The 19,072-nt window shown below is 54.5% G+C and carries 16 protein-coding genes, 2 tRNA genes and 1 rRNA gene; 8 read left to right on the top strand and 11 right to left on the bottom strand.

Features of this window, described 5'->3' with window-relative positions; all coding sequences use genetic code 11:
• The first annotated feature begins 482 nt into the window (after positions 1 to 482).
• The 3 genes from APT89_RS05450 (at position 483) to APT89_RS05440 (ending at position 5,185) form a co-directional block, all read left to right on the top strand.
• Positions 483 to 1,079, top strand: coding sequence for a response regulator transcription factor (locus tag APT89_RS05450; RefSeq protein WP_047363873.1), 597 nt, complete (start codon positions 483 to 485; stop codon positions 1,077 to 1,079).
• A 2-nt stretch (positions 1,080 to 1,081) separates the two neighbouring features.
• Positions 1,082 to 4,414, top strand: coding sequence for an ATP-binding protein (locus APT89_RS05445; protein WP_060571888.1), 3,333 nt, complete (start codon positions 1,082 to 1,084; stop codon positions 4,412 to 4,414).
• An 84-nt stretch (positions 4,415 to 4,498) separates the two neighbouring features.
• A complete protein-coding gene (locus tag APT89_RS05440) occupies positions 4,499 to 5,185 on the top strand; it encodes a LuxR C-terminal-related transcriptional regulator (protein WP_041911170.1) in 687 nt (228 codons plus the stop codon).
• Between the two features lie 78 nt (positions 5,186 to 5,263).
• Here APT89_RS05440 and APT89_RS05435 read toward each other — a convergent pair whose 3' ends face one another.
• The gene (locus tag APT89_RS05435) at positions 5,264 to 7,210 is read right to left on the bottom strand and encodes a TonB-dependent copper receptor (protein WP_082632944.1); all 1,947 of its coding nucleotides are present in this window, start codon (positions 7,208 to 7,210) and stop codon (positions 5,264 to 5,266) included.
• A 144-nt stretch (positions 7,211 to 7,354) separates the two neighbouring features.
• Positions 7,355 to 8,269 (bottom strand): LysR family transcriptional regulator, encoded by a 915-nt coding sequence (locus APT89_RS05430; RefSeq protein WP_041911171.1) that lies wholly within the window; start codon positions 8,267 to 8,269, stop codon positions 7,355 to 7,357.
• A 101-nt stretch (positions 8,270 to 8,370) separates the two neighbouring features.
• On the opposite strand from APT89_RS05430, the gene APT89_RS05425 reads away from it, so the two are divergent.
• Positions 8,371 to 9,303, top strand: a complete 933-nt coding sequence (locus APT89_RS05425; RefSeq protein ID WP_047363869.1) for a DMT family transporter — start codon at positions 8,371 to 8,373, stop codon at positions 9,301 to 9,303.
• A gap of 37 nt (positions 9,304 to 9,340) precedes the next feature.
• On the opposite strand, the gene APT89_RS05420 is transcribed toward APT89_RS05425, so the two are convergent.
• Positions 9,341 to 9,417 (bottom strand) — tRNA-Asp (locus tag APT89_RS05420).
• 132 nt (positions 9,418 to 9,549) lie between these two features.
• Positions 9,550 to 10,281 (bottom strand): DNA polymerase III subunit epsilon, encoded by a 732-nt coding sequence (gene dnaQ, locus APT89_RS05415; protein ID WP_028015611.1) that lies wholly within the window; start codon positions 10,279 to 10,281, stop codon positions 9,550 to 9,552.
• A gap of 64 nt (positions 10,282 to 10,345) precedes the next feature.
• Between dnaQ and rnhA the strand changes: the two genes are divergently transcribed.
• On the top strand, positions 10,346 to 10,813 hold the full coding sequence (gene rnhA, locus APT89_RS05410) for a ribonuclease HI (RefSeq protein WP_028015610.1): 468 nt from the start codon (positions 10,346 to 10,348) through the stop codon (positions 10,811 to 10,813).
• On the opposite strand, the gene APT89_RS05405 is transcribed toward rnhA, so the two are convergent.
• Positions 10,814 to 11,530 (bottom strand): class I SAM-dependent methyltransferase, encoded by a 717-nt coding sequence (locus APT89_RS05405; protein WP_047363867.1) that lies wholly within the window; start codon positions 11,528 to 11,530, stop codon positions 10,814 to 10,816.
• Positions 11,531 to 11,562: 32 nt separating this feature from the next.
• Here APT89_RS05405 and gloB point away from each other — a divergent pair, with 32 nt between their 5' ends.
• Entirely contained in the window at positions 11,563 to 12,321 is a 759-nt protein-coding gene (gloB, locus tag APT89_RS05400) for a hydroxyacylglutathione hydrolase (protein ID WP_060571886.1), read from the top strand.
• A 68-nt stretch (positions 12,322 to 12,389) separates the two neighbouring features.
• Positions 12,390 to 13,754 (top strand): murein transglycosylase D, encoded by a 1,365-nt coding sequence (gene mltD, locus APT89_RS05395; RefSeq protein WP_060571885.1) that lies wholly within the window; start codon positions 12,390 to 12,392, stop codon positions 13,752 to 13,754.
• Positions 13,755 to 13,805: 51 nt separating this feature from the next.
• Here the strand turns inward: mltD and APT89_RS05390 are convergent, their stop codons facing one another.
• The 3 genes from APT89_RS05390 to APT89_RS05380 form a co-directional block, all read right to left on the bottom strand.
• A complete protein-coding gene (locus APT89_RS05390) occupies positions 13,806 to 14,579 on the bottom strand; it encodes a class I SAM-dependent methyltransferase (RefSeq protein WP_028015606.1) in 774 nt (257 codons plus the stop codon).
• Between the two features lie 75 nt (positions 14,580 to 14,654).
• The gene (locus APT89_RS05385) at positions 14,655 to 15,455 is read right to left on the bottom strand and encodes an endonuclease/exonuclease/phosphatase family protein (protein WP_028015605.1); all 801 of its coding nucleotides are present in this window, start codon (positions 15,453 to 15,455) and stop codon (positions 14,655 to 14,657) included.
• A 136-nt stretch (positions 15,456 to 15,591) separates the two neighbouring features.
• A complete protein-coding gene (locus APT89_RS05380; protein WP_028015604.1) occupies positions 15,592 to 16,767 on the bottom strand; it encodes an MFS transporter in 1,176 nt (391 codons plus the stop codon).
• Positions 16,768 to 16,871: 104 nt separating this feature from the next.
• Here APT89_RS05380 and yafC point away from each other — a divergent pair, with 104 nt between their 5' ends.
• The gene (yafC, locus tag APT89_RS05375) at positions 16,872 to 17,777 is read left to right on the top strand and encodes a DNA-binding transcriptional regulator YafC (protein ID WP_060571884.1); all 906 of its coding nucleotides are present in this window, start codon (positions 16,872 to 16,874) and stop codon (positions 17,775 to 17,777) included.
• 28 nt (positions 17,778 to 17,805) lie between these two features.
• Here yafC and dkgB read toward each other — a convergent pair whose 3' ends face one another.
• The 3 genes from dkgB to rrf form a co-directional block, all read right to left on the bottom strand.
• Positions 17,806 to 18,609, bottom strand: a complete 804-nt coding sequence (gene dkgB / locus APT89_RS05370) for a 2,5-didehydrogluconate reductase DkgB (RefSeq protein WP_060571883.1) — start codon at positions 18,607 to 18,609, stop codon at positions 17,806 to 17,808.
• Positions 18,610 to 18,769: 160 nt separating this feature from the next.
• A tRNA-Asp gene (locus APT89_RS05365) sits at positions 18,770 to 18,846 on the bottom strand.
• A 56-nt stretch (positions 18,847 to 18,902) separates the two neighbouring features.
• Positions 18,903 to 19,018, bottom strand: a 5S ribosomal RNA gene (gene rrf, locus APT89_RS05360).
• Positions 19,019 to 19,072 lie beyond the last annotated feature (54 nt).

The following is a 19,072-nucleotide window of genomic DNA, read 5'->3' as shown; positions in this document are numbered from 1 at the left end:
GCAGGGATTAACAGTTACATGTCTGTTATCTAATTCAGGCACAAATTAACAACATATCCTTATAAATGATAGTACCTTCGCTCTTTGCGCTATTTCCCGTCCTGATTTTTCCACAACCAATTCATGATTTCAGAAAGTTTATTCTGAGTAACGCCTGAGTAATACCTGATATTCAACCTGAACAATAAGGAATTCCTTTCCGTACCTGAGAAATATCGTCCTCCATGCCGCTATTTCGCGATAAATAACAAACCATTCAGCTGCTCCGGAAAAAATCTCTATCATAGAATGTGAAAACGTCGTTACTTTACCTTTCGGTTTTCCATCAGGATCGGCTGATGCCCCCCAGCAACTATACAGCCCACCACTTTTTAGCTACTCTTTTTCACCTTACTCTGCTCTACACTGTAAGAGTGATGCTAAAGCGCCATTCGCTAAGATGTGCGGTGAACACCTGTCTTTTCCTTGCCGGATCGGATGTCATGCTAAAAACAGTTCTGATTGCCGACGACCACCCTGTCTATTTATTAGGCTTGCGCACATTGCTGCAGACGCGCCCGGACCTTTATCGGGTCGTTCACGAAGCGCTCAGTGCTGATGAACTCATGAATAAACTGGCGAGCGAGCCTGTCGATATCATCATCACCGACCTGAGTATGCCCGGCACGCGCAGCCCGGACGGATTAACCATGATCCGCTCGCTGATTCGCCATTATCCGCAGAGCATGATTGTGGTGGTCACCATGATCACCAATCCTGAGCTTCTGGACTCGCTGCGGCGCAGCGGGGTGCATGCCGTTCTCAACAAAGCCAGTTTGTCCAACAATCTGCTGCAGACGCTGCGCAGCACCCTGCGGGGGCAAATCGAACCGGTGAGGCCTCAGGCGCAGTTGACCGAACGGGAAACAGAAGTGCTGCGCCTGCTGGTGCGCGGTTTCACCGTGAACGAGATCAGCGCCCAGCTTAACCGGACGAAGCAGACCATCAGTACGCAAAAAAAGAGTGCCATGAGCAAACTCAACGCCAGGAATGATTTCGAGCTGCTCCAGTGCGCGCAAAGTCTGGGGCTGGTTAGCTGAGCATGCGCAGAGGCTGGCTGGCGACATTATTTATCCTCATGCTGATAAGCGGGCACGCGGCGGCTGGCGCGCTGCGCGTGGGCCTGCTGAGCGCCGCGCCGCCTTTTCTCGCTATCGATCGGCCGCCGGGAATTCTGGATGATGAACTCAGCATATTGTTTAGCAATACGACGCTGCCGGACGTCCAGCGTTTTAGCGACCCGGCAACGGCGCTGGATGCGTTGAAGCGAAAGCGCATCGATGTGTTAATTGCCGCAAGGCGTCCTGCAGCCGATCTGGTCGCCAGCGAGCCAATGTTCGCTTTCCCGCTGGCGTCCCTGAGCATAAAAGAGGGACGCGGCGGTACACTGTGCTTTCCGGAATTACCCTCAGAGGTCGCGGCCCGCTGCTCTGCGACGGGTTCAGCCTCACCGGGAGAAAACGTCAGGCAGCTGGCAGCAGGGAAAGCGCGGGAATTCATCGCCCCGGAGTTTGTTTTACGTAACTGGCTGACCCACTCCCCCGCCACCACGCTGACCCTGACGCCGCTGGACGATACTCCCCCGCTACATTTTCGTGCCTGGGCTCTGCCTGAGCAGGCAAACACGCTGGAAATCTTCAACGAGCGTATTCACACCCTTAACCCGGAAGACGCTGAATGGCTGGAACAAAAGTGGCTTTTGCCGGACGGCAGCGTCTTTGACGCCCGCCATTCCCCCGTGAAGGAAAATGCGCCCAAAATCACGCTGCACGTTTTGCTTCCCGCTATTTCGCCGCCAATGGTCACGCTCACGCCTGACGGGCATATTCAGGGGGTATGGCGCGATCTGCTGCTCAATCTGTTTCCGTCCAACCTGTATAGCCTGACCTTCAACCTTGATGCGCCCCCGCTTCAGTATGCGGAGAACACGTTGCGCATAGTCGCCAGCGCGACGCCACCGTCAAAGAGTGCCATCACGTTTGACTCACTGAGCTGGGCCCTGCTCAGTGAGGACAGCAACCCCCTTTCCGGCTCCTTGTCCGCATTACAGCATAAGCGGATTGCCGTCATACGCATCTCTCCGCTCGTCACGTTACTGCGTCAGGCGTTACCTGCGGATAACCTGGTGCTGGTTAACTCGCTCGATCAGGGTTTTGAATTGCTCAAAGCCGGAGGCGCGGACGGGCTTGCGGGCGATGCGTTTATACTCCATCACCTGCTGCGCCAGCATAACGCCAGCAATCTGTCGCTGACGCCGCTGGCGCTGCCGGAAGTGCCGCTATGGTTTGTACCAAATATTGCTGACCCGGCGGATGCCAAAAGGGTGAATGCGGTCATGGCGTCCGTAACGCAGGCTGATATCTACGCGAGCCTTAACCTGTCGCAGGCCGTACAGACGACACCCACCGCCCCGGTGCAATCGCTATGGCTGGTCATGCTCGCCGTGGTGGCGATTTGCGCAGCATTCGTCGCCCTGCTGACCTTTAGCGCCGCGCAGAGCCAGCGACGCCAGCGCGAGCGGGACACGGCAGAGCTGCACAACGCGCTCTCACTCTGGCAAACTCTGATGAACAATGTCCCGGTGCCGCTGTTTGTCTGCGATCCGACCGGGCGGCTGACGCGCTATAACGACTCCTTTATTCACTCACCGTTACTCACGGCACAGCCCGAAGAGGGCGCCCCCTTTTCCAGCCTGCCTTTGGGCGAGCTTGCCCAACAGTTTACGTTGCCGCATCGCCTCTCGCTGCTCCATGCCGCGTCGCCGTTAACGGGTGAAACCACACAGAACAATTCCACCCTTTACTGGTGGCTTTGCCGCTATACCGATACGCGGGGGCGGCCTCAGGGCGTGGTCGGAGGCTGGATCGATATCACTGAAAAAGCCGCGCTGACCGCTGCGCTCAATCAGGCGCTGGCGCAGGCGGAGCAGGCCAGCACTGAAAAATCGAACTTCCTCGCCCGCATGAGCCATGACATTCGTACCCCGCTCAACGCCATGCTGGGCCTGCTTGAGATGGAGCGCGACAAAAGCGAGTCCCTCAACATCGCCTGGCAGGCAGCAGGGTCATTGCGCGACGTGATTGGCGGCGTACTGGATTTGTCGCGGATTGAAGCAGGCGAGTTAAGGCTGGAGCCACAGGCCTGGCCCCTGTGGCAGACGCTTAACGCCAGCGCGGAGATTTTTGCCAGCAGCGCCAACGCTAAAGGTCTCCACTGGCGCAGCGAGTTGAACGTGCCGCACGACGGCTGGTTCCTGTTCGATAAAGCACGGCTGAATCAGGTCATCGCCAATCTGTTGGGCAACGCCATTAAATATACGCCGCAGGGAGAAATTGTTTTTCACGCCGAGCTTAACGGTGAACATTTGCAGCTGTTGATTCGCGACACTGGCATCGGTATCCCGGCCGATGCCCTTCCACACCTCGGTCAGCCGTGGTTTCAGACTGACAGCAGCACGCCGCAAAGCAGCGGGCTGGGGCTGGCGATCTGTTACCAGTTAGTCGAGCTAATGGGAGGCGTGCTGACGATAGCCAGCGAAGCGGGGAGCGGTACGCAGGTGACGGTGAGCATACCGCTTCATGTCGCCAGCCCGGCGGCAACGGCCGATGAGGCACCTGTAATAACCCCTCTGCCACCGCATCGCATCATGATCGTTGACGATTTTCCGGCAAACCTGACGGTGTTAGCGCTCCAGCTGCAGGAGCTGGGTCAGGAGGTTATTCCTTGCGCCAGCGCTGGCGAAGCGCTTGCGCGCCTGGAAAACGAGCCGGTGGATATCCTGATAACCGACTGCCAGATGGCCCTCATGGACGGCTATCAACTTACATCGTTAATACTCCTGCGCGATATTGCCGGCAGCATCACCGCGCCGTCCGCTGTTCTCGGTTACACCGCCAGCGCGCTGCAGAGTGAGGACGATCGGGCAAAACATGCCGGAATGGACGCGTTATTGCGAAAACCGCTCTCCCTCAATGCCCTGCATCAGGCGCTGGCGCAGCAATACAGCCTGCGCAATCAGGGGCCTGACCTCAGCGAACTCCGGCGTCTGGCCAACGGTCAACCGGAGATCATGACCCGGATGCGCCAGCAAATGCGCGAAGCCATTACCCTTGATATTCGACAGCTACGGGAAAACACCCCGTCACCGCAAACGCTAAGCCAGCTCGCGCATCGTCTGAAGGCCTCCTGGAGCCTCTTTGCCATGCGCAACGCCACCCGCACCTGTCAGGCGATTGAAGTGTTGCCGGAGATGCTGGCGGCAGGGGTCATAACGGCTGAAGCCCTGCCTGCGCTGACATCGCGTTTCTGCGCGCGCATGGAAGCGAATCTGCAGCAACTCGATACCGCACTGAAGGAATTATCTGACAAGTACTAAAGAATGCTCTGCATAGGATCTGTATCTTTCTGGTCATCCGGCGGCGTTATCCCTACCGTCGCCCACATTTTCGAAGGAGAAACCATGAAAGTCCGTATCGCTATTGCCGATGAGCACACCATTATCCGTCGTGGCGTCTTATCCATGATCACCAATATGCCCTCTCTTTTCAGCGACGGCTCACCCCGCCCGGAGTTTTGCATTCAGGGCGATACCGCAACGCCATCTGAGCTGCTTTCACTGCTATCCCAACAGCCTGTCGACATTCTGTTCCTTGGCTTTTCTCTTGCCACCAGCCAAACCGTTAACCCGCTCAACGGAATGGACGGCGTATTGCTGATTAAATGGCTCAGCCGTAAATATCCGCAGCTTAAAATCATTGTGCTTTCGCCCTACAAAAACACGCAGCTTATCCGCATGTCGCTGGAGGCAGGCGCCAAAGCCTATATTAGTCGGGACACCTGTGAGAAAACCCTGAGCAGAACGCTGACGTCAGTGATCAATGGGGAAGTTTATATTGAGCGCGAGCTGATGCATTCCCTGTTCCAGACCGGCGCACAAACGGAGCAAGAGCTCTCGCCCCGTGAAATTGATGTGTTGCGTATGCTCTGCAAAGGGATGAGTCTGACAGAGATCGCCAGACAGCTGCATTTGAGTAATAAAACCGTCAGCGCCCATAAGCTGCGCGCGATGGAAAAACTGGGGGTAAACAGCGACTGTCAGCTCTATTGCCTGCTGGCGAAAACGCAAATGTTCGATATTGCTATATGACATAAAAAAACCGCCTGTAAACAGGCGGTAGAGGCAAACGTACGCCTCAACGGTCGCTCTCAGCAATGACGCTCAGGATCAGAAATGGTATGTCATAGCCAGCCACCATACGCGCCCCGGTTCAGGGATTTGCTGATTTGCGGCGTATCCGAACTGGCTGGCGCCCGCCAGGTTGAGGTGCTCGCTGTAGTATTTATTGAACAGATTCTCAATACCCACGCGGGACTCAAAATGGTCGTTAAATGTGTAGCCCGCGCTCCACGAAAGCACACCAAACCCCGCGCTCGGGCCGAGATCCTGGCCGGTGACGTTACCTTTGTTTTGCGCCACGCGATGCTGCGGCGCAACCACACGCCAGAGTAATCCGGTGCGCCACTGTTGCCCGGTATAGTCCAGCGCCAGCCGCCCTTCGAGCGGCGGCATCTGCGGCAGCGGCTGTTTATCGCTACGATTCTCGCCCCAGGCGTAGCTCAGGCTTCCCGTCAGTGCCCAGTTGGGCGTCAGGCTCCAGCTTGCGCCCGTCTCCGCGCCCATTACGGCGGCATTGATGTTGCTGGCCTGCGACGGCGTGCGGCTATAATCAAACAAAATGTAATCGGTAGTTCGCCCGACATAGGCCGATGCCCAGGCGCTAACCTTGTCGCCGTGTAACTGCACGCCGCTATCCCATTGCAGGGTCTTTTCTGTTTTCAGTTGACGAAAGCTTTGTTCTCCAGCCTTGCCGGAAAATAGCTCCCAGTAATCAGGAAAACGTTCGGTATAACCGATGCCGCTATAAAGCATGACGGGTGCGTCAGGTACGCGATACTCATAGCGCGTGAATGCGCCGGGCAGGAGGTCGTGCCGGGAGCTATTTTGCGCGCTGCGCCGATCGTCCGCACGAATGCTATCCAGCCTCGCACCCACGATGACCGTATCGTCCGCCGTGACGGACTGGCGCCATTCGCTAAACAGACCCGCCTGGGTAAAACGGGCATCGTCACGCCACGATCCTGCGCTTTTTTTACGGTGACTTTTACGCATTACGTCCGCGCCGGCGGTAAGCGTGGTGGTTTCATCTTCCCACACGCCGGCAAGGCGGCTGCCCATCACCACGCCGCCAACTTCAGACTTACGCTTCGGTCCAACGGGCTGACGCAGGCTGTAGTTATCCATGATGTGGTCAGTATCATTGGCATAGAGCTGCCAGCTAAGTTTGCTGACGTGCTCGCTCAGGTGATATTTCTCCAGTTTTAGCGCCGCGCTTTTACGGGCAAAACGGCTACCATCCATCATCCGACCCGCATAGCGGGCTTTACCGTCGCTGGCTCCCACGCTTAGCTCCGCCAGCGTATCCTCATCAGGCGTGAGCCCAACCGTGACGCCGCTGTTCCATCTGCGCCACAGGCCCGGCACGCGGTTGCCATGACCATCCCGGTAGTCATCCGCCTCCGAATGATTACCGTCCAGGCGGACGTAGCCGCGCGGGTCGCCAAACGCGAGATTAAGGTTTTGATCCGCGCGTCCGTTCGCGCCCCGCAGCAGCTCAGCGCTGCCTTTTAGCTCAGGTACGCTGAAATAGTCCGGCTGGCGTTCAAAAAGCAATGTTCCGGCGGACCCCATTGGCCCCCAGAGCACGCTTTGTGGGCCTTTGATGACGGTTATCGTGTCGTAACTTTGCGGAGTGATATAGGCCGTTGGGGTATCCATGCGCGAGCCGCAGCCCCCCTGAGTGCTGACGCCGTCAGCAAGCAACGTCAGCCGGGAGCCGAACATTCCGCGCAACACCGGATCGCCGTTACTCCCGCCGCTGCGCAGCACGGAAAAACCCGGGATGTTTTTTAGCGCGCCCGCACCGTCGCTGGCAGGCAATTGTTGTGCTGGAGTATGAGCCGGAGCGATAAATGACGCGGGATCGCGATAATACCCCTCAACGGTCATCGACTCTTCAGCGTATGCCGGCCAAGCGGTGGCACAGCAGAGAACCAACAAGAGTGGACGGGAGGCGAGCAGGGAACGAATACCGCTCGCGGTAATACCAGACATAGCACAATTCCGTTTCGGTAAAGAAAATAAGCAAGGCGCTTATTGTCTTCATCCCCAGCAGCGGAATACACGACCTGCGGGCAAGAAGGCCCTCAGGGAAATCAGGAAATATCTGGCGGATAACGGAAATCTCAGGGACGCAGTTCAGCGCGCTTCGCCCAAACGTGCCGTTTGCTGTCGTAAAAAATCCATCAACCGCAAACAGGCCGGAGAAAGCGGCTGCCCGACGTTTTTGACGATGCCCACATCCATATAGGTAATGCAGTCGTCAATGGTGCGCCGGATCACGCGCTGACCGCCGAGCGCCCACGGGCGATAGACCAGATCGGATAAAATCGTCACCCCCTTTCCCTGCGCGACCAGACTTCGAATCGCCTCAAAGGAGTTGGTGCGAAAATGAATGTCAGGATGACAGCCCCTGCTTTGCCAGTAGTCGGATATCACATCGGGATAATCGTCCGTCACCAGCAACAGAAATGGCGCCTTTTCCACATCCTTTAACCGAAGCTCCGGCACGCTGAGAAGAGGATGGCCGATGGCGGTCCATAACCGGCGCGGCGAACGGATCCACGTTTCGACCTCAAGCGTACTATCGTGGCTGATATTGGAGGTCAGCAAAAGACAAAAATCAAGATCTCCCTGACGCAAAGCCTGAAGCAGCTGCGATGCGGGCGCCTCATGAAATGCCGTCTCCAGCAGCGGAAAACGCTGCGCAATATCGCCCCAGAGATTGGGCAGCAGATAAGCGGAAAGGGTTTCGGCAATGCCGATGCGCACGACGCCGTTAATCGCCTCAGGCTGCTGATGGAGATCCTCCACCGCCGCGCGGCTATCGTGGAGGATCTTGCGGGCATGATTGAGAAATCGCTCGCCCACGGGAGTTAACTGGATCCCTTTTGCATGACGGATAAAGAGAGGGGCATTCACCGCCTCCTCCAGGTTGCGCATAGAGACCGTCATGGAAGATTGCGATATATGACAACGGCTGGCCGCTTTGGAAATTTGTAATGTTTCCGCTAACGCAATGTAGAACTCAAGTTGCCTGAGAGTAAACTTCATAGTTTCAGCCAATACCGTGAGATGAAAATATTATATTAGCATTTAATTCTGCACCGGCAGTACTCTAAAGGCAGACAAAATGTTTATTATCAGGAGCCTTTATGCCCTATTTTTTACTTAGTCTCGCGGCCTGTTTTTGGGGGGGTAATTATGTCGTCGGTCATTTACTGGTGGCGCATGCAGACCCGATTATATTATCCGCCGCACGCTGGATAATTACGGCTCTTCTTTTATCGATGCTTTATATCAGACAGATTCGCGCCCAGTGGCCGATGATGAAAAAGGCGAAAGGTACGATCATATTTCTTGCGCTGTGCGGACAGGTTATGTTCCCACTCACGCTGTATATCGGCCTGCAATATACTTCATCTCTTAATGCAGCTATTTATTTATCTACAACGCCTGCCCTGGTTTTATTGATAAACAAGCTGGTCTTTAAAGAGAAAATATCAGTACAGAATATTGCTGGCGTTGTTCTCAGTTCATTGGGCGTCGTCTGGCTGGTCATGCAGGGCGATCTGCTGCATCTGGATACGCTTAAAAATTTGAATCGCGGCGATATCTGGACCATGGGCTCTGCCGCCAGCTGGGCCGTTTATTGTGCTTTCTTGCGGATGAAGCCGAAAAGCGTCGGTGGGAATGCCTTTGTGGCCGTGAGCGCGGTCCTCGGTGCCCTGGTGTTGTTACCGGTACTGGCGATATCGTTGATAAAGACCGGCTTACCTGACTGGACGGCCTATACCGCACCGGGCTTTTTAAGCGGGCTGATGTACCTGGTGGTCTTTCCTTCCTGGCTCTCTTACCTGCTGTGGAATAAAGGCATTGCGGCTATCGGTGCAACCCGCGGGGAGATTTATTCCCACCTTATTCCGCTGAGCGGCGGTCTGTTCAGCGTGATGTTCCTTCACGTTACGTTGCATTCGTATCATCTGGTCAGCACGGTACTGATTCTGTTTGGCATTGCCCTCTGCTCTCGCGCCTCGCAAAGGAAAGTCGTGAAGAGCGAACGCGCAGACGAAAAAGTACAGATATGAAAAAGGCCCACGTTATAAATAACGTGGGCCTGAATAGTGGCGGAACGGACGGGACTCGAACCCGCGACCCCCTGCGTGACAGGCAGGTATTCTAACCGACTGAACTACCGCTCCACTGTTCCCGCTTGGGGAACGAGGCGCATATTACGGTGTGCCTCCGATCTCGTCAACGCTTTTTCTCACGTTTTGAATCGTTTGCTGCAAAATTCACCCAACCGATGATTTTACAGGCATTGTGGCGTTTTTTCAGGCGCGCCACATACAGCTTCCGCCCTTCTTCTGCACCAGGTCGAGGCGGGATTCATGGTTAAGTAGCTCTTCATCACTGGCTAAAACAACCCGCAAGCGGCTTGCCTGACGGACAACGCGCTGAATGCCCGCTTCGCCCTGCGTCTGCTGTGACTCATTTTCCATGCTGAACTTCATCGACGTCTGTCCGCCGGTCATTGCCAGATAGACGTCGGCCAGGATCTGGGCATCGAGCAATGCCCCGTGCAACGTTCGCTTGGTGTTGTCTATTTCGTAACGTGAACAGAGCGCATCGAGGCTGTTACGCTTGCCGGGAAACATCTTCCTCGCCAGCGCCAGGCTATCGGTCACTTTGCAAAAGGTGTTTGTTTTCGGAATATCGCGATGGAGCTTACTAAACTCATAGTCCATAAAGCCGATATCGAACGAGGCGTTATGGATGATGAGTTCGGCGCCTTTGATGTATTCCAGAAACTCGTCTGCCACCTCACCAAAGGTCGGTTTATCCAGCAAGAACTCATCGGCAATACCGTGAACGCCGAACGCCTCTGGATCCACCAGCCGATCGGGTTTGAGATACACGTGGAAGTTGTTCCCCGTGAGACGACGGTTCACCACTTCAACGGCACCGATCTCAATGATCTTATGCCCTTCGTAGTGCGCGCCGATCTGGTTCATACCGGTGGTTTCGGTATCGAGGACAATCTGGCGAGTAATTGCAGTGCTCATAGCGGTCATTTATGTCAGACTTATCGTTTAACTGAACGTTTCAAATACAGGAAGTCTACCAGAGATGCGTAAACAGGTAGAAATTTTCACCGATGGATCTTGTCTCGGCAACCCAGGGCCCGGCGGCTACGGCGCGATTATGCGCTATCGCCAGCATGAAAAAACTTTTAGCGAAGGCTATTTCCTGACCACCAACAACCGTATGGAGTTGATGGCGGCCATTGTGGCGCTGGAAGCCTTAAAAGAACACTGCGACGTGGTGCTCAGTACCGACAGCCAGTACGTGCGCCAGGGTATCACCCAGTGGATCCACAACTGGAAAAAACGCGGCTGGAAAACTGCGGATAAAAAGCCGGTTAAAAATGTCGATCTCTGGAAGCGGCTGGATGCGGCATTAGGTCAGCACCAAATAAAATGGGAATGGGTAAAAGGGCATGCTGGTCACCCTGAGAACGAACGCTGCGACGAACTGGCGCGCGCGGCGGCTTTAAACCCGGCCCATGAGGATGCAGGCTACCAGCCTGAATCCTGATCAGGGCTTTCTGTACTGCCGCGTTGCGCCAACGGTCTGCCGGATAGGCGTTTTCGATTTGCTCTGCTTCATCGGGTTAAGCGTAAGGGGGATGGTTCGCTTACGCGCGACGATAAACTGCATGCAGCCTAAGGCGGGCAAATGCGTGCTTAACAACACTCCCCCCTTCCGCGCCCACGGCAGTACCTGAAAACCGCCGTAGCAGAGCACTTCAAAGTTCAGCAGTGAAAGCCAGTCGAGCTGGCGCATCATGGTGAACATCCGGCTGTTATAGGGTGGCGTTCGGCGCAGCACGGGCACCAGCTTGCGCAGCCCCATCAGGCTCAGCGGATTGAATCCGCTGAGGATCAGCCAGCCGTCATCAATCAGAACGCGATCGGCTTCACGCAGCATACGGTGAGGATCGCTGCACCAGGGCAACGCGTGTGCAAGAAGGCATGCATCAACGGATTTCTCTGCAAATGGCAGATGCAACGGGTCTGCCTTCACCTGAACCGGCGATCCGCCGAGAGAGACGTTAACCTGATGTGAGATAGCGCAGCTTTCGGTATTGATTTCCGCGCTGAGATTGCCAATCTTAAGCAGGTGAAAGCCATACATTTTCGCGAGCCAGGGCTTCAGCTGCTGCTCCAGTGCCTCGCGATAGTATTCACCCCAGGGCAATTCCGCCCAACGTTCCGGTGCTGCGACAGACTGAGGTATCCTTGCCGGTTTCATCAAAACACCCGCCACGCTATAAGAGGTAATGTATGAATCTTATCAGTATTCCCGCTTTTAAGGACAATTACATCTGGGTTTTGGTCGATGACGAGCGTCGATGCGTCATTGTCGATCCCGGCGAATCCGCCCCTGTACTGCGCGCCATAAATGATAACGGCTGGCAGCCTGACGCCATTCTGTTGACGCATCATCATAACGATCATACTGGCGGCGTGCAGGAACTGCGCGCCCAATTTCCGCATCTTGTGGTGTACGGACCGGCTGAGACACAAAATAAGGGAACGACGCAAGTAGTCGAAGAAGGCGAAAATATCCTCATCCACGAGTGGGAGTTTTCCGTATTTGCTACACGGGGTCACACTTTGGGACATCTGTGTTTCTACAGCAAACCTTATCTTTTTTGTGGCGACACCTTGTTCTCTGGCGGCTGCGGAAGACTGTTTGAAGGCACTCCTGAACAGATGTATCAGTCTTTACAAAAGATTAGTGCGTTACCGGATGACACCCTTATTTGTTGCGCCCATGAGTATACATTAGGAAATATGAAGTTTGCTGCAAGCCTCTTACCTGAGGATCGGGCGATTCAGGATTATTATCACAAAGTGAAGGAGTTACGTGCAAAAAACCAAAATACACTGCCCGTAATTCTGAAAAATGAGCGCCAGATTAATTTATTCTTACGAACAGATGATATTGATTTAATTAATAAAATTAACCAAGAAACAAATTTGCAACAACCAGAGCAGCGATTTGCATGGTTAAGGTCAAAGAAAGATAACTTCAGATAAATGCGGGTTGCCTTTTCAAAATTTCGCCGTTATCATCGCTCGTCTTTTAAGCAACTATTGACACACACATGAAGGCAAAAGCGATATTACTCGCCTCTGTCCTGCTTGTAGGTTGCCAGTCGCAGAACGGCAGCAACGTACAACAGCACGCACAGAGCCTTTCTGCAGCTGGTCAAGGGGAAGCAGGGAAGTTTACAAGTTCGGCGCGCTGGATGGACGATGGGACATCTTTCGCGCAGGAGCAAGACTTGTGGACCTCTATTGGCGACGAGCTAAAGATGGGAATTCCGGAAAACAGCCGGATTCGCGAACAGAAGCAGAAGTATTTAAGAAATAAGAGCTATCTCCACGATGTAACGTTACGGGCAGAGCCGTATATGTACTGGATAGCCGGGCAAGTTAAAAAACGTAACATGCCTATGGAGCTGGTACTCCTACCCATAGTGGAGAGCGCTTTTGACCCACACGCGACGTCTGGCGCCAATGCCGCAGGCATTTGGCAGATCATTCCGAGCACCGGGCGAAACTATGGTCTGAAACAGACCCGCAACTATGATGCGCGTCGCGATGTTGTCGCTTCAACGACAGCCGCTCTCGACATGATGCAACGTCTGAACAAGATGTTTGACGGCGACTGGCTGTTAACGGTCGCAGCGTATAACAGTGGCGAAGGTCGTGTACTGAAGGCAATGAAAGCGAATAAAGCACGGGGTAAATCCACCGATTTTTGGTCGCTCTCACTGCCACAGGAAACGAAGATTTACGTACCGAAGATGCTGGCCTTGAGCGATATTCTCAAGAACAGCAAGCGTTACGGTGTACAACTGCCAACACCAGACGAAAGTCGTGCACTGGCGCGCGTGCGCCTCAGCAATCCGGTTGATATTCAACAAGTTGCTGATATGACGGGTATGTCGGTAAGTAAATTGAAAACCTTTAATGCAGGCTTTAAAGGCTCGACGCTGGGGGCAAGCGGCCCACAGTATGTGATGGTTCCGCAGAAACATGCGGCGCAGTTACGTGAGTCTTTAGCATCGGGTGAAATTGCCGCCGTTCAGTCAACGCTGATCGCCGATGCTTCATCCGTTAGCAGCCGCAGCTATAAGGTGCGTTCAGGGGATACCCTTTCAGGCATTGCCTCACGTCTTGGCGTGACGGCGAAAGATCTGCAGCAGTGGAATAATCTGCGCAGCTCTGGGCTGAAGGTGGGTCAGACACTGACGGTGGGTGCAGGTAACAGTGCACAGCGTCTCGCCAGCAACAGCGATAGCATCACCTATCGCGTGCGCAAAGGCGATTCACTGTCCAGTATCGCAAAACGACACGGCGTGAACATCAAAGATGTGATGCGCTGGAATAATGATACTGACAATCTGAAACCGGGCGACCAGCTGACGCTGTTTGTGAAGAACAGCGCCACGCCAGACTCCTGATACACGATCGAAAGATAAAAAGGCACCGATTCCCCTCGGTGCCTTTTTTGTTTATCCCGCTTTTTGCGCTTCAGCCATGATGGTATCGCTCGTAAATGAGCCATCCGCCTGCAGTTCAAAGTACGCCTTCACCTCTGCGGACGCACTCTCCTGGTAAAGCCTAATCGCCTGGCTTAACGCCTCCGGGGTACGCATACGGGCTATCCAGGAGCTGAACTCCAGCGGTAAACGGTCTGTTATTAACGAGCGCGCAATCAGCCCGGCTTCAGTGATAAACGATAACCACTCCCCGCTGGCGTAGTTTTGAACGTGCGAGGTGTCGCGCAGCGCTTCGACCGTCTGCAGCCAGATATTACGCACCGGATGTCCGGGAGACATCACGTCCATAATGATGAAGGTGCCCCCCGGCTTCAGAACACGTCTGACTTCGCGCAATGCCTGGCCGACGTCATGCCAGTGGTGTGCGGAATACCGGCTGATCGCGACATCAAACGACGCGTCATCAAACGGTAAAGACTCCGCATAGCCCTGCCGCGTATCAATATTGTTCAGCCCTTTCGCTTTCGCCGCCTCAGCAACGACGTCCAGCATCTGGCTCGATAAATCATATGCGGTAACGTGGGCTACCTGCTGCGCAGCCGTAAAGCTGGCGTGCCCTGCTCCACATCCCAGGTCCAGCACGTGCGCCTGCGGGAATGCCGCCAGACGTTCACCGAGACGCACCAGATCGCGACCTGAAGCATGCACGGCGCTGCTCAGATAAGCACTTGCCTGAGAACCAAACTGTTTTTCTACGTTGTCATGATGGGAGTGTGTTGTTGTCATCGTACTGTCCTTTGTTGGTTAAAAATAAAAGGGCAGCACCCGCGCGGCCTGCCCCACGGCAGACCTGACACACCATTATTTATCAGGTTTGCCGGGACTGAATTCAACGAGTAGAGGATTGTGATCCGAAGCGCGCGTCACCAGTACAGAGGCGTCGTGCACGCTCAAACCGCGATAGAAGACAAAGTCGAGAGGACGACCAAAAGCTTTTTTACGCTGGTCATCACTGAAGCGAACTTCACGCAGCGACATTTCGCGCGCAAAGCGATACAGCGCATTCATGCGCGGACGGCTCCAGGCATTAAAATCGCCTGCCATGATGATGGGCCCGCTGTGATGCGCAATCTGATCGCCAATAGGAAGTAACTGCTTACTATACACATCCACGCCGAGGCTAAAGTTTACCGCGTGGATATTGACGACCATCAGCATACGGGTATCCGGCAGCGGATAGACCGTCACCAGCGCTGATTTCGCCAGACGCAGGATAGGTTCGCGCTCGCGGAGCGGGCAACAGTAGACCGGATGGGCAGCAGAAAGCGTCATTACGCCAGAGGGATGCTGCGGCAGAACAAATGCCGGCACCTGGTCGGCGGCAAGGTAATTCGTGGTGGCAAACCGTACCAGTTCAGGGGTAGTTTGCGCCTCCTGGAGCAGAACCAGGTGGGCATCTTTTCCAAAATTTTTGAGTACCGATAACCACTCCGCGCGCTGCTGCTTGAAGATATTCCAGACCAGAACCCGGATTTTATCATCGCTGCTTAACGGTGTGCCGGCGGGTAATGCCTGGCTTATGCTCGCAAACGACCCCGGAGGTAAGATCCTCTCCGCGGGCATTCCGGCAACATAACGCATGGCATAGGTATTTTTTCGCACTTTTGGAAACAGCCCCTGTAACATGAACCAGCCCTGAAAACGGACTGGTTCTAATGTTATAGGGACTTTAGGTCACACTTTCAACGCAATTTCTGAGAAACCGCTTTCCAGTTTTGTAAGCAATCACTTACTGATGTTACCCCAGCGCTACGCGGGCTGGCTTATCGAGGCGTCCACTCAGGCCAATCAGCAGGAAGGCGACCAGGACAATCACCGCGCCAATCCATGGGGTCTGGGTTAATCCGAAGTGTTCGACGGTTTGTCCGCCAATAATGGAGCCCAGCGCGATACCAATATTAAAAGCGGCAATATTCAGACCGGATGCCACATCCACCGCATTCGGCGTATAGAGCTCGGCTTTCTGGACAACGTAAACCTGAAGCCCTGGCACATTACCGAAGGCGAAGATCCCCATCACCAGTACCGTGACCAGCGCGGCGTATTGCATTGAAGCCGTGAACTGGAAAATCATCAGCAGAACCACCAGGGCGGCGAAGATAAATTTCAGCGCCGGTACCGCACCATGCTTATCCGCGAGCTTGCCGCCCCAGATATTGCCAATGGCCACAGAAATACCGTATCCCAGCAAAATCCAGCTCACGGCATTCGGGGAGAAGCCCGCCAGGTCCTGCATCATCGGTGCCAGGAAGGTGAAGGCAGTGAATACGCCGCCATAGCCCAGAGCCGTAACCGCATAGATGATAAGCAAACGCGGATGGGTAAGCACTTTCAGCTGATCGCGCAGGCTGGCGCTCGCCCGGCCTGGAATATTCGATGGTACCAGCAACAGGCTAGTCACCAGAGCGATAACGCCCAGTAAGGAGACGGCCAGAAACGTTTCACGCCAGCCGAAATGCTGTCCGATAAACGTTCCCAACGGTACGCCTGTGACCAGTGCGACGGTCAACCCACCGAACATGATCGCGATCGCTGAAGCCGCTTTCTCTTTGGGGACCAGGCTGGTTGCAATGGTGGAACCAATCGAGAAGAACACGCCGTGTGCCAGACCGGTCAGCAGGCGGGCAATCACCAGCGTGGTGTAGTCCGGTGCCTGCCAGGCCAGAACGTTCCCGGCGGTAAACAGCACCATCAGCGCGACTAACAGCTGTTTACGCGGAAAACGTCCGGTCAGGGCCGTCAGCACCGGCGCGCCGACGGCAACGCCCAGGGCGTAGATGGACACCAGCAACCCGGCTGAGGGCAGCGAGATGGCAAGCTGGTTAGCGATGGTAGGAACCAGTCCCACGATAACAAATTCGGTCGTGCCAATTGCAAAGGCACTGATCGTCAGGGCAAGTAGCGCCAGTGGCATAAAATACTCCGTATCATCAGGATTAAGATGACAGGCAGTATGCGCCAGTGCTTAAATAACAAAAATGGTCAAAATATCAATAGAATTTTGCAGGTGGTGCAACAATGAAAGCAACCTCGGAAGAGCTGACAATCTTTGTCGCCGTCGTCGAGAGCGGCAGCTTTAGCCGCGCAGCCGAGCAGCTGGGACAGGCTAACTCGGCCATTAGCCGTTCGGTGAAAAAGCTGGAGATGAAGCTTGGGGTGAGTCTGCTCAACCGAACGACGCGGCAGCTCAGCCTGACGGAAGAAGGGGAACGTTATTTCCGCCGCGTGCAGTCGGTGCTGCAGGAGATGGCCGCAGCGGAGACGGAGATTATGGAAACCCGCAGCACGCCGCGCGGGTTGCTGCGCATTGATGCTGCCACGCCGGTTGTGCTTCATTTTCTGATGCCGTTAATCAAACCTTTCCGTGAACGCTATCCGGAGATGACGCTCTCTCTGGTCTCGTCCGAGACGTTTATTAACCTCATCGAGCGGAAAGTGGATGTGGCTATTCGGGCGGGAACCCTGACAGATTCCAGCCTGCGGGCCCGCCCGCTGTTTGCCAGCTACCGTAAAATTATCGCGTCGCCACAGTATATTGCTGAACATGGTAAACCGGAGACGGTTGAAGCACTGAAGCAGCATCTGTGCCTGGGCTTTACGGAGCCGGTGTCGCTGAACACCTGGCCTGTTGCCTGTCATGATGGCCAGCTTCATGAAATTACCTGCGGGTTATCGTCTAACAGCGGAGAAACGCTGAAGCAGCTTTGCCTGGAAGGGAATGGGATCGCCTGCTTGTCAGACTATATGATTGATAAAGAGATAGCGCGGGGTGAACTGGTAGAGCTAATGGCCGATAAACGTTTGCCGGTCGAGATGCCTTTCAGCGCGGTGTATTACAGCGACAGAGCGGTAAGCACGCGCATACGCGCCTTTATCGACTTCCTGAGCGAGCATATAAAAACAGCTCCCGGAGGAGCTGTGTGAGGGTTCGGGTTACAGAGGGAGGGTCTTATTAATCCCAGTCAGGGGCTAAACCTTCCGGGCTCACCAGGCGGTCGTTGCACTCCAGTGCTGCGATCGCTTTTTTATCATCGTCATCCAGATGAAGATCCAGCGCTAGCAGGTTGCTGGCCAGGTTTTCGCGCTTGGTTGATGATGGGATCACGGCATAGCCTTCACCCATTGCCCATGCCAGAATAACCTGCGCAGCAGTCACGTTATGTTTCTCTGCAATACGGATAATTACCTCGTCTTTCAGAGCCTTACCGTAGGCCAGCGTCATGTAAGAGGTGATGTGGATCCCGTGCTGTTTTGCCCAGTCCACGACTTTGCGGTTTTGCAGGTATGGAGACAGCTCAATCTGGTTGGTCGCAATATTCTCAGCGCCAACAGCGGCAATCGCCTTTTCCATCAGCGGGATGGTGAAGTTGGAAATACCAATTTCACGGGTCAGGCCCTGCTTTTTCGCTTCCAACAGCGCCTGCATGAACTCTTCCACAGAAACGGCATCGTTCGGTGACGGCCAGTGGATCAGCGTCAGATCGACATAGTCGGTACGCAGTTTCTTCAGGCTCTCTTTCAGGCTTGGAATGAGCTTGTCTTTGCTGAGGTTTTCGATCCAGATTTTGGTGGTGATGAACAGTTCATTACGCGGTACACCGCTCTCTTCAAGAGCCTGTCCAACGGCAGCTTCGTTTTCATAGATCTGTGCCGTATCAATGGCGCGATAGCCAAGTTCAAGAGCGGTTTTAACTGATGCGATAACTACGTCGTCTTTCAGGCGGAAAGTGCCAAGACCGAATGCAGGGAGAGTCATAATATTCCTCAATCGTTATGTTCGTAAACTGAGGAGGATTATCGCTTGCGCTGTTATAGAGAAAAAGATCGCAAAACGCAGAGGATTTTTGCTATTTCCGCAACAATGACACGACAGATAAGAAAAAAGCCCTGAGCGTTAACTCAGGGCTTTTAATAAGTGGCGGAACGGACGGGACTCGAACCCGCGACCCCCTGCGTGACAGGCAGGTATTCTAACCGACTGAACTACCGCTCCACCGAAGACTGCTTGTAACCACCGGATTAATGCACCGGCTTACTACTTAATTTGATGCCTGGCAGTTCCCTACTCTCACATGGGGAGACCCCACACTACCATCGGCGCTACGGCGTTTCACTTCTGAGTTCGGCATGGGGTCAGGTGGGACCACCGCGCTAAAGCCGCCAGGCAAATTCTGTTAATCTGTATCAGGCTGAAAATCGTCTCTCTCACCGCCAAAACA

It is taken from the genome of Enterobacter sp. 50588862 (assembly GCF_001462935.1).
GTDB classification, from domain to species: domain Bacteria; phylum Pseudomonadota; class Gammaproteobacteria; order Enterobacterales; family Enterobacteriaceae; genus Enterobacter; species Enterobacter bugandensis.
The sequence above is the reverse complement of the archived record's forward strand: the minus strand, read 5'-3'. Positions and strand labels throughout refer to the sequence as shown.

What these genes read in the sequence shown, in the direction of transcription:
- yafC (WP_060571884.1), top strand. Translation starts at nt 16,872, where the DNA reads ATGAAAGCAACCTCGGAAGAGCTGACAATCTTTGTCGCCGTCGTCGAG.
- gloB (WP_060571886.1), top strand. Translation starts at nt 11,563, where the DNA reads ATGAATCTTATCAGTATTCCCGCTTTTAAGGACAATTACATCTGGGTT.
- APT89_RS05445 (WP_060571888.1), top strand. Translation starts at nt 1,082, where the DNA reads ATGCGCAGAGGCTGGCTGGCGACATTATTTATCCTCATGCTGATAAGC.
- rnhA (WP_028015610.1), top strand. Translation starts at nt 10,346, where the DNA reads ATGCGTAAACAGGTAGAAATTTTCACCGATGGATCTTGTCTCGGCAAC.
- APT89_RS05380 (WP_028015604.1), bottom strand. Translation starts at nt 16,767, where the DNA reads ATGCCACTGGCGCTACTTGCCCTGACGATCAGTGCCTTTGCAATTGGC.
- APT89_RS05430 (WP_041911171.1), bottom strand. Translation starts at nt 8,269, where the DNA reads ATGAAGTTTACTCTCAGGCAACTTGAGTTCTACATTGCGTTAGCGGAA.
- APT89_RS05435 (WP_082632944.1), bottom strand. Translation starts at nt 7,210, where the DNA reads ATGTCTGGTATTACCGCGAGCGGTATTCGTTCCCTGCTCGCCTCCCGT.
- mltD (WP_060571885.1), top strand. Translation starts at nt 12,390, where the DNA reads ATGAAGGCAAAAGCGATATTACTCGCCTCTGTCCTGCTTGTAGGTTGC.
- dkgB (WP_060571883.1), bottom strand. Translation starts at nt 18,609, where the DNA reads ATGACTCTCCCTGCATTCGGTCTTGGCACTTTCCGCCTGAAAGACGAC.
- APT89_RS05440 (WP_041911170.1), top strand. Translation starts at nt 4,499, where the DNA reads ATGAAAGTCCGTATCGCTATTGCCGATGAGCACACCATTATCCGTCGT.
- dnaQ (WP_028015611.1), bottom strand. Translation starts at nt 10,281, where the DNA reads ATGAGCACTGCAATTACTCGCCAGATTGTCCTCGATACCGAAACCACC.
- APT89_RS05390 (WP_028015606.1), bottom strand. Translation starts at nt 14,579, where the DNA reads ATGACAACAACACACTCCCATCATGACAACGTAGAAAAACAGTTTGGT.
- APT89_RS05405 (WP_047363867.1), bottom strand. Translation starts at nt 11,530, where the DNA reads ATGAAACCGGCAAGGATACCTCAGTCTGTCGCAGCACCGGAACGTTGG.
- APT89_RS05450 (WP_047363873.1), top strand. Translation starts at nt 483, where the DNA reads ATGCTAAAAACAGTTCTGATTGCCGACGACCACCCTGTCTATTTATTA.
- APT89_RS05425 (WP_047363869.1), top strand. Translation starts at nt 8,371, where the DNA reads ATGCCCTATTTTTTACTTAGTCTCGCGGCCTGTTTTTGGGGGGGTAAT.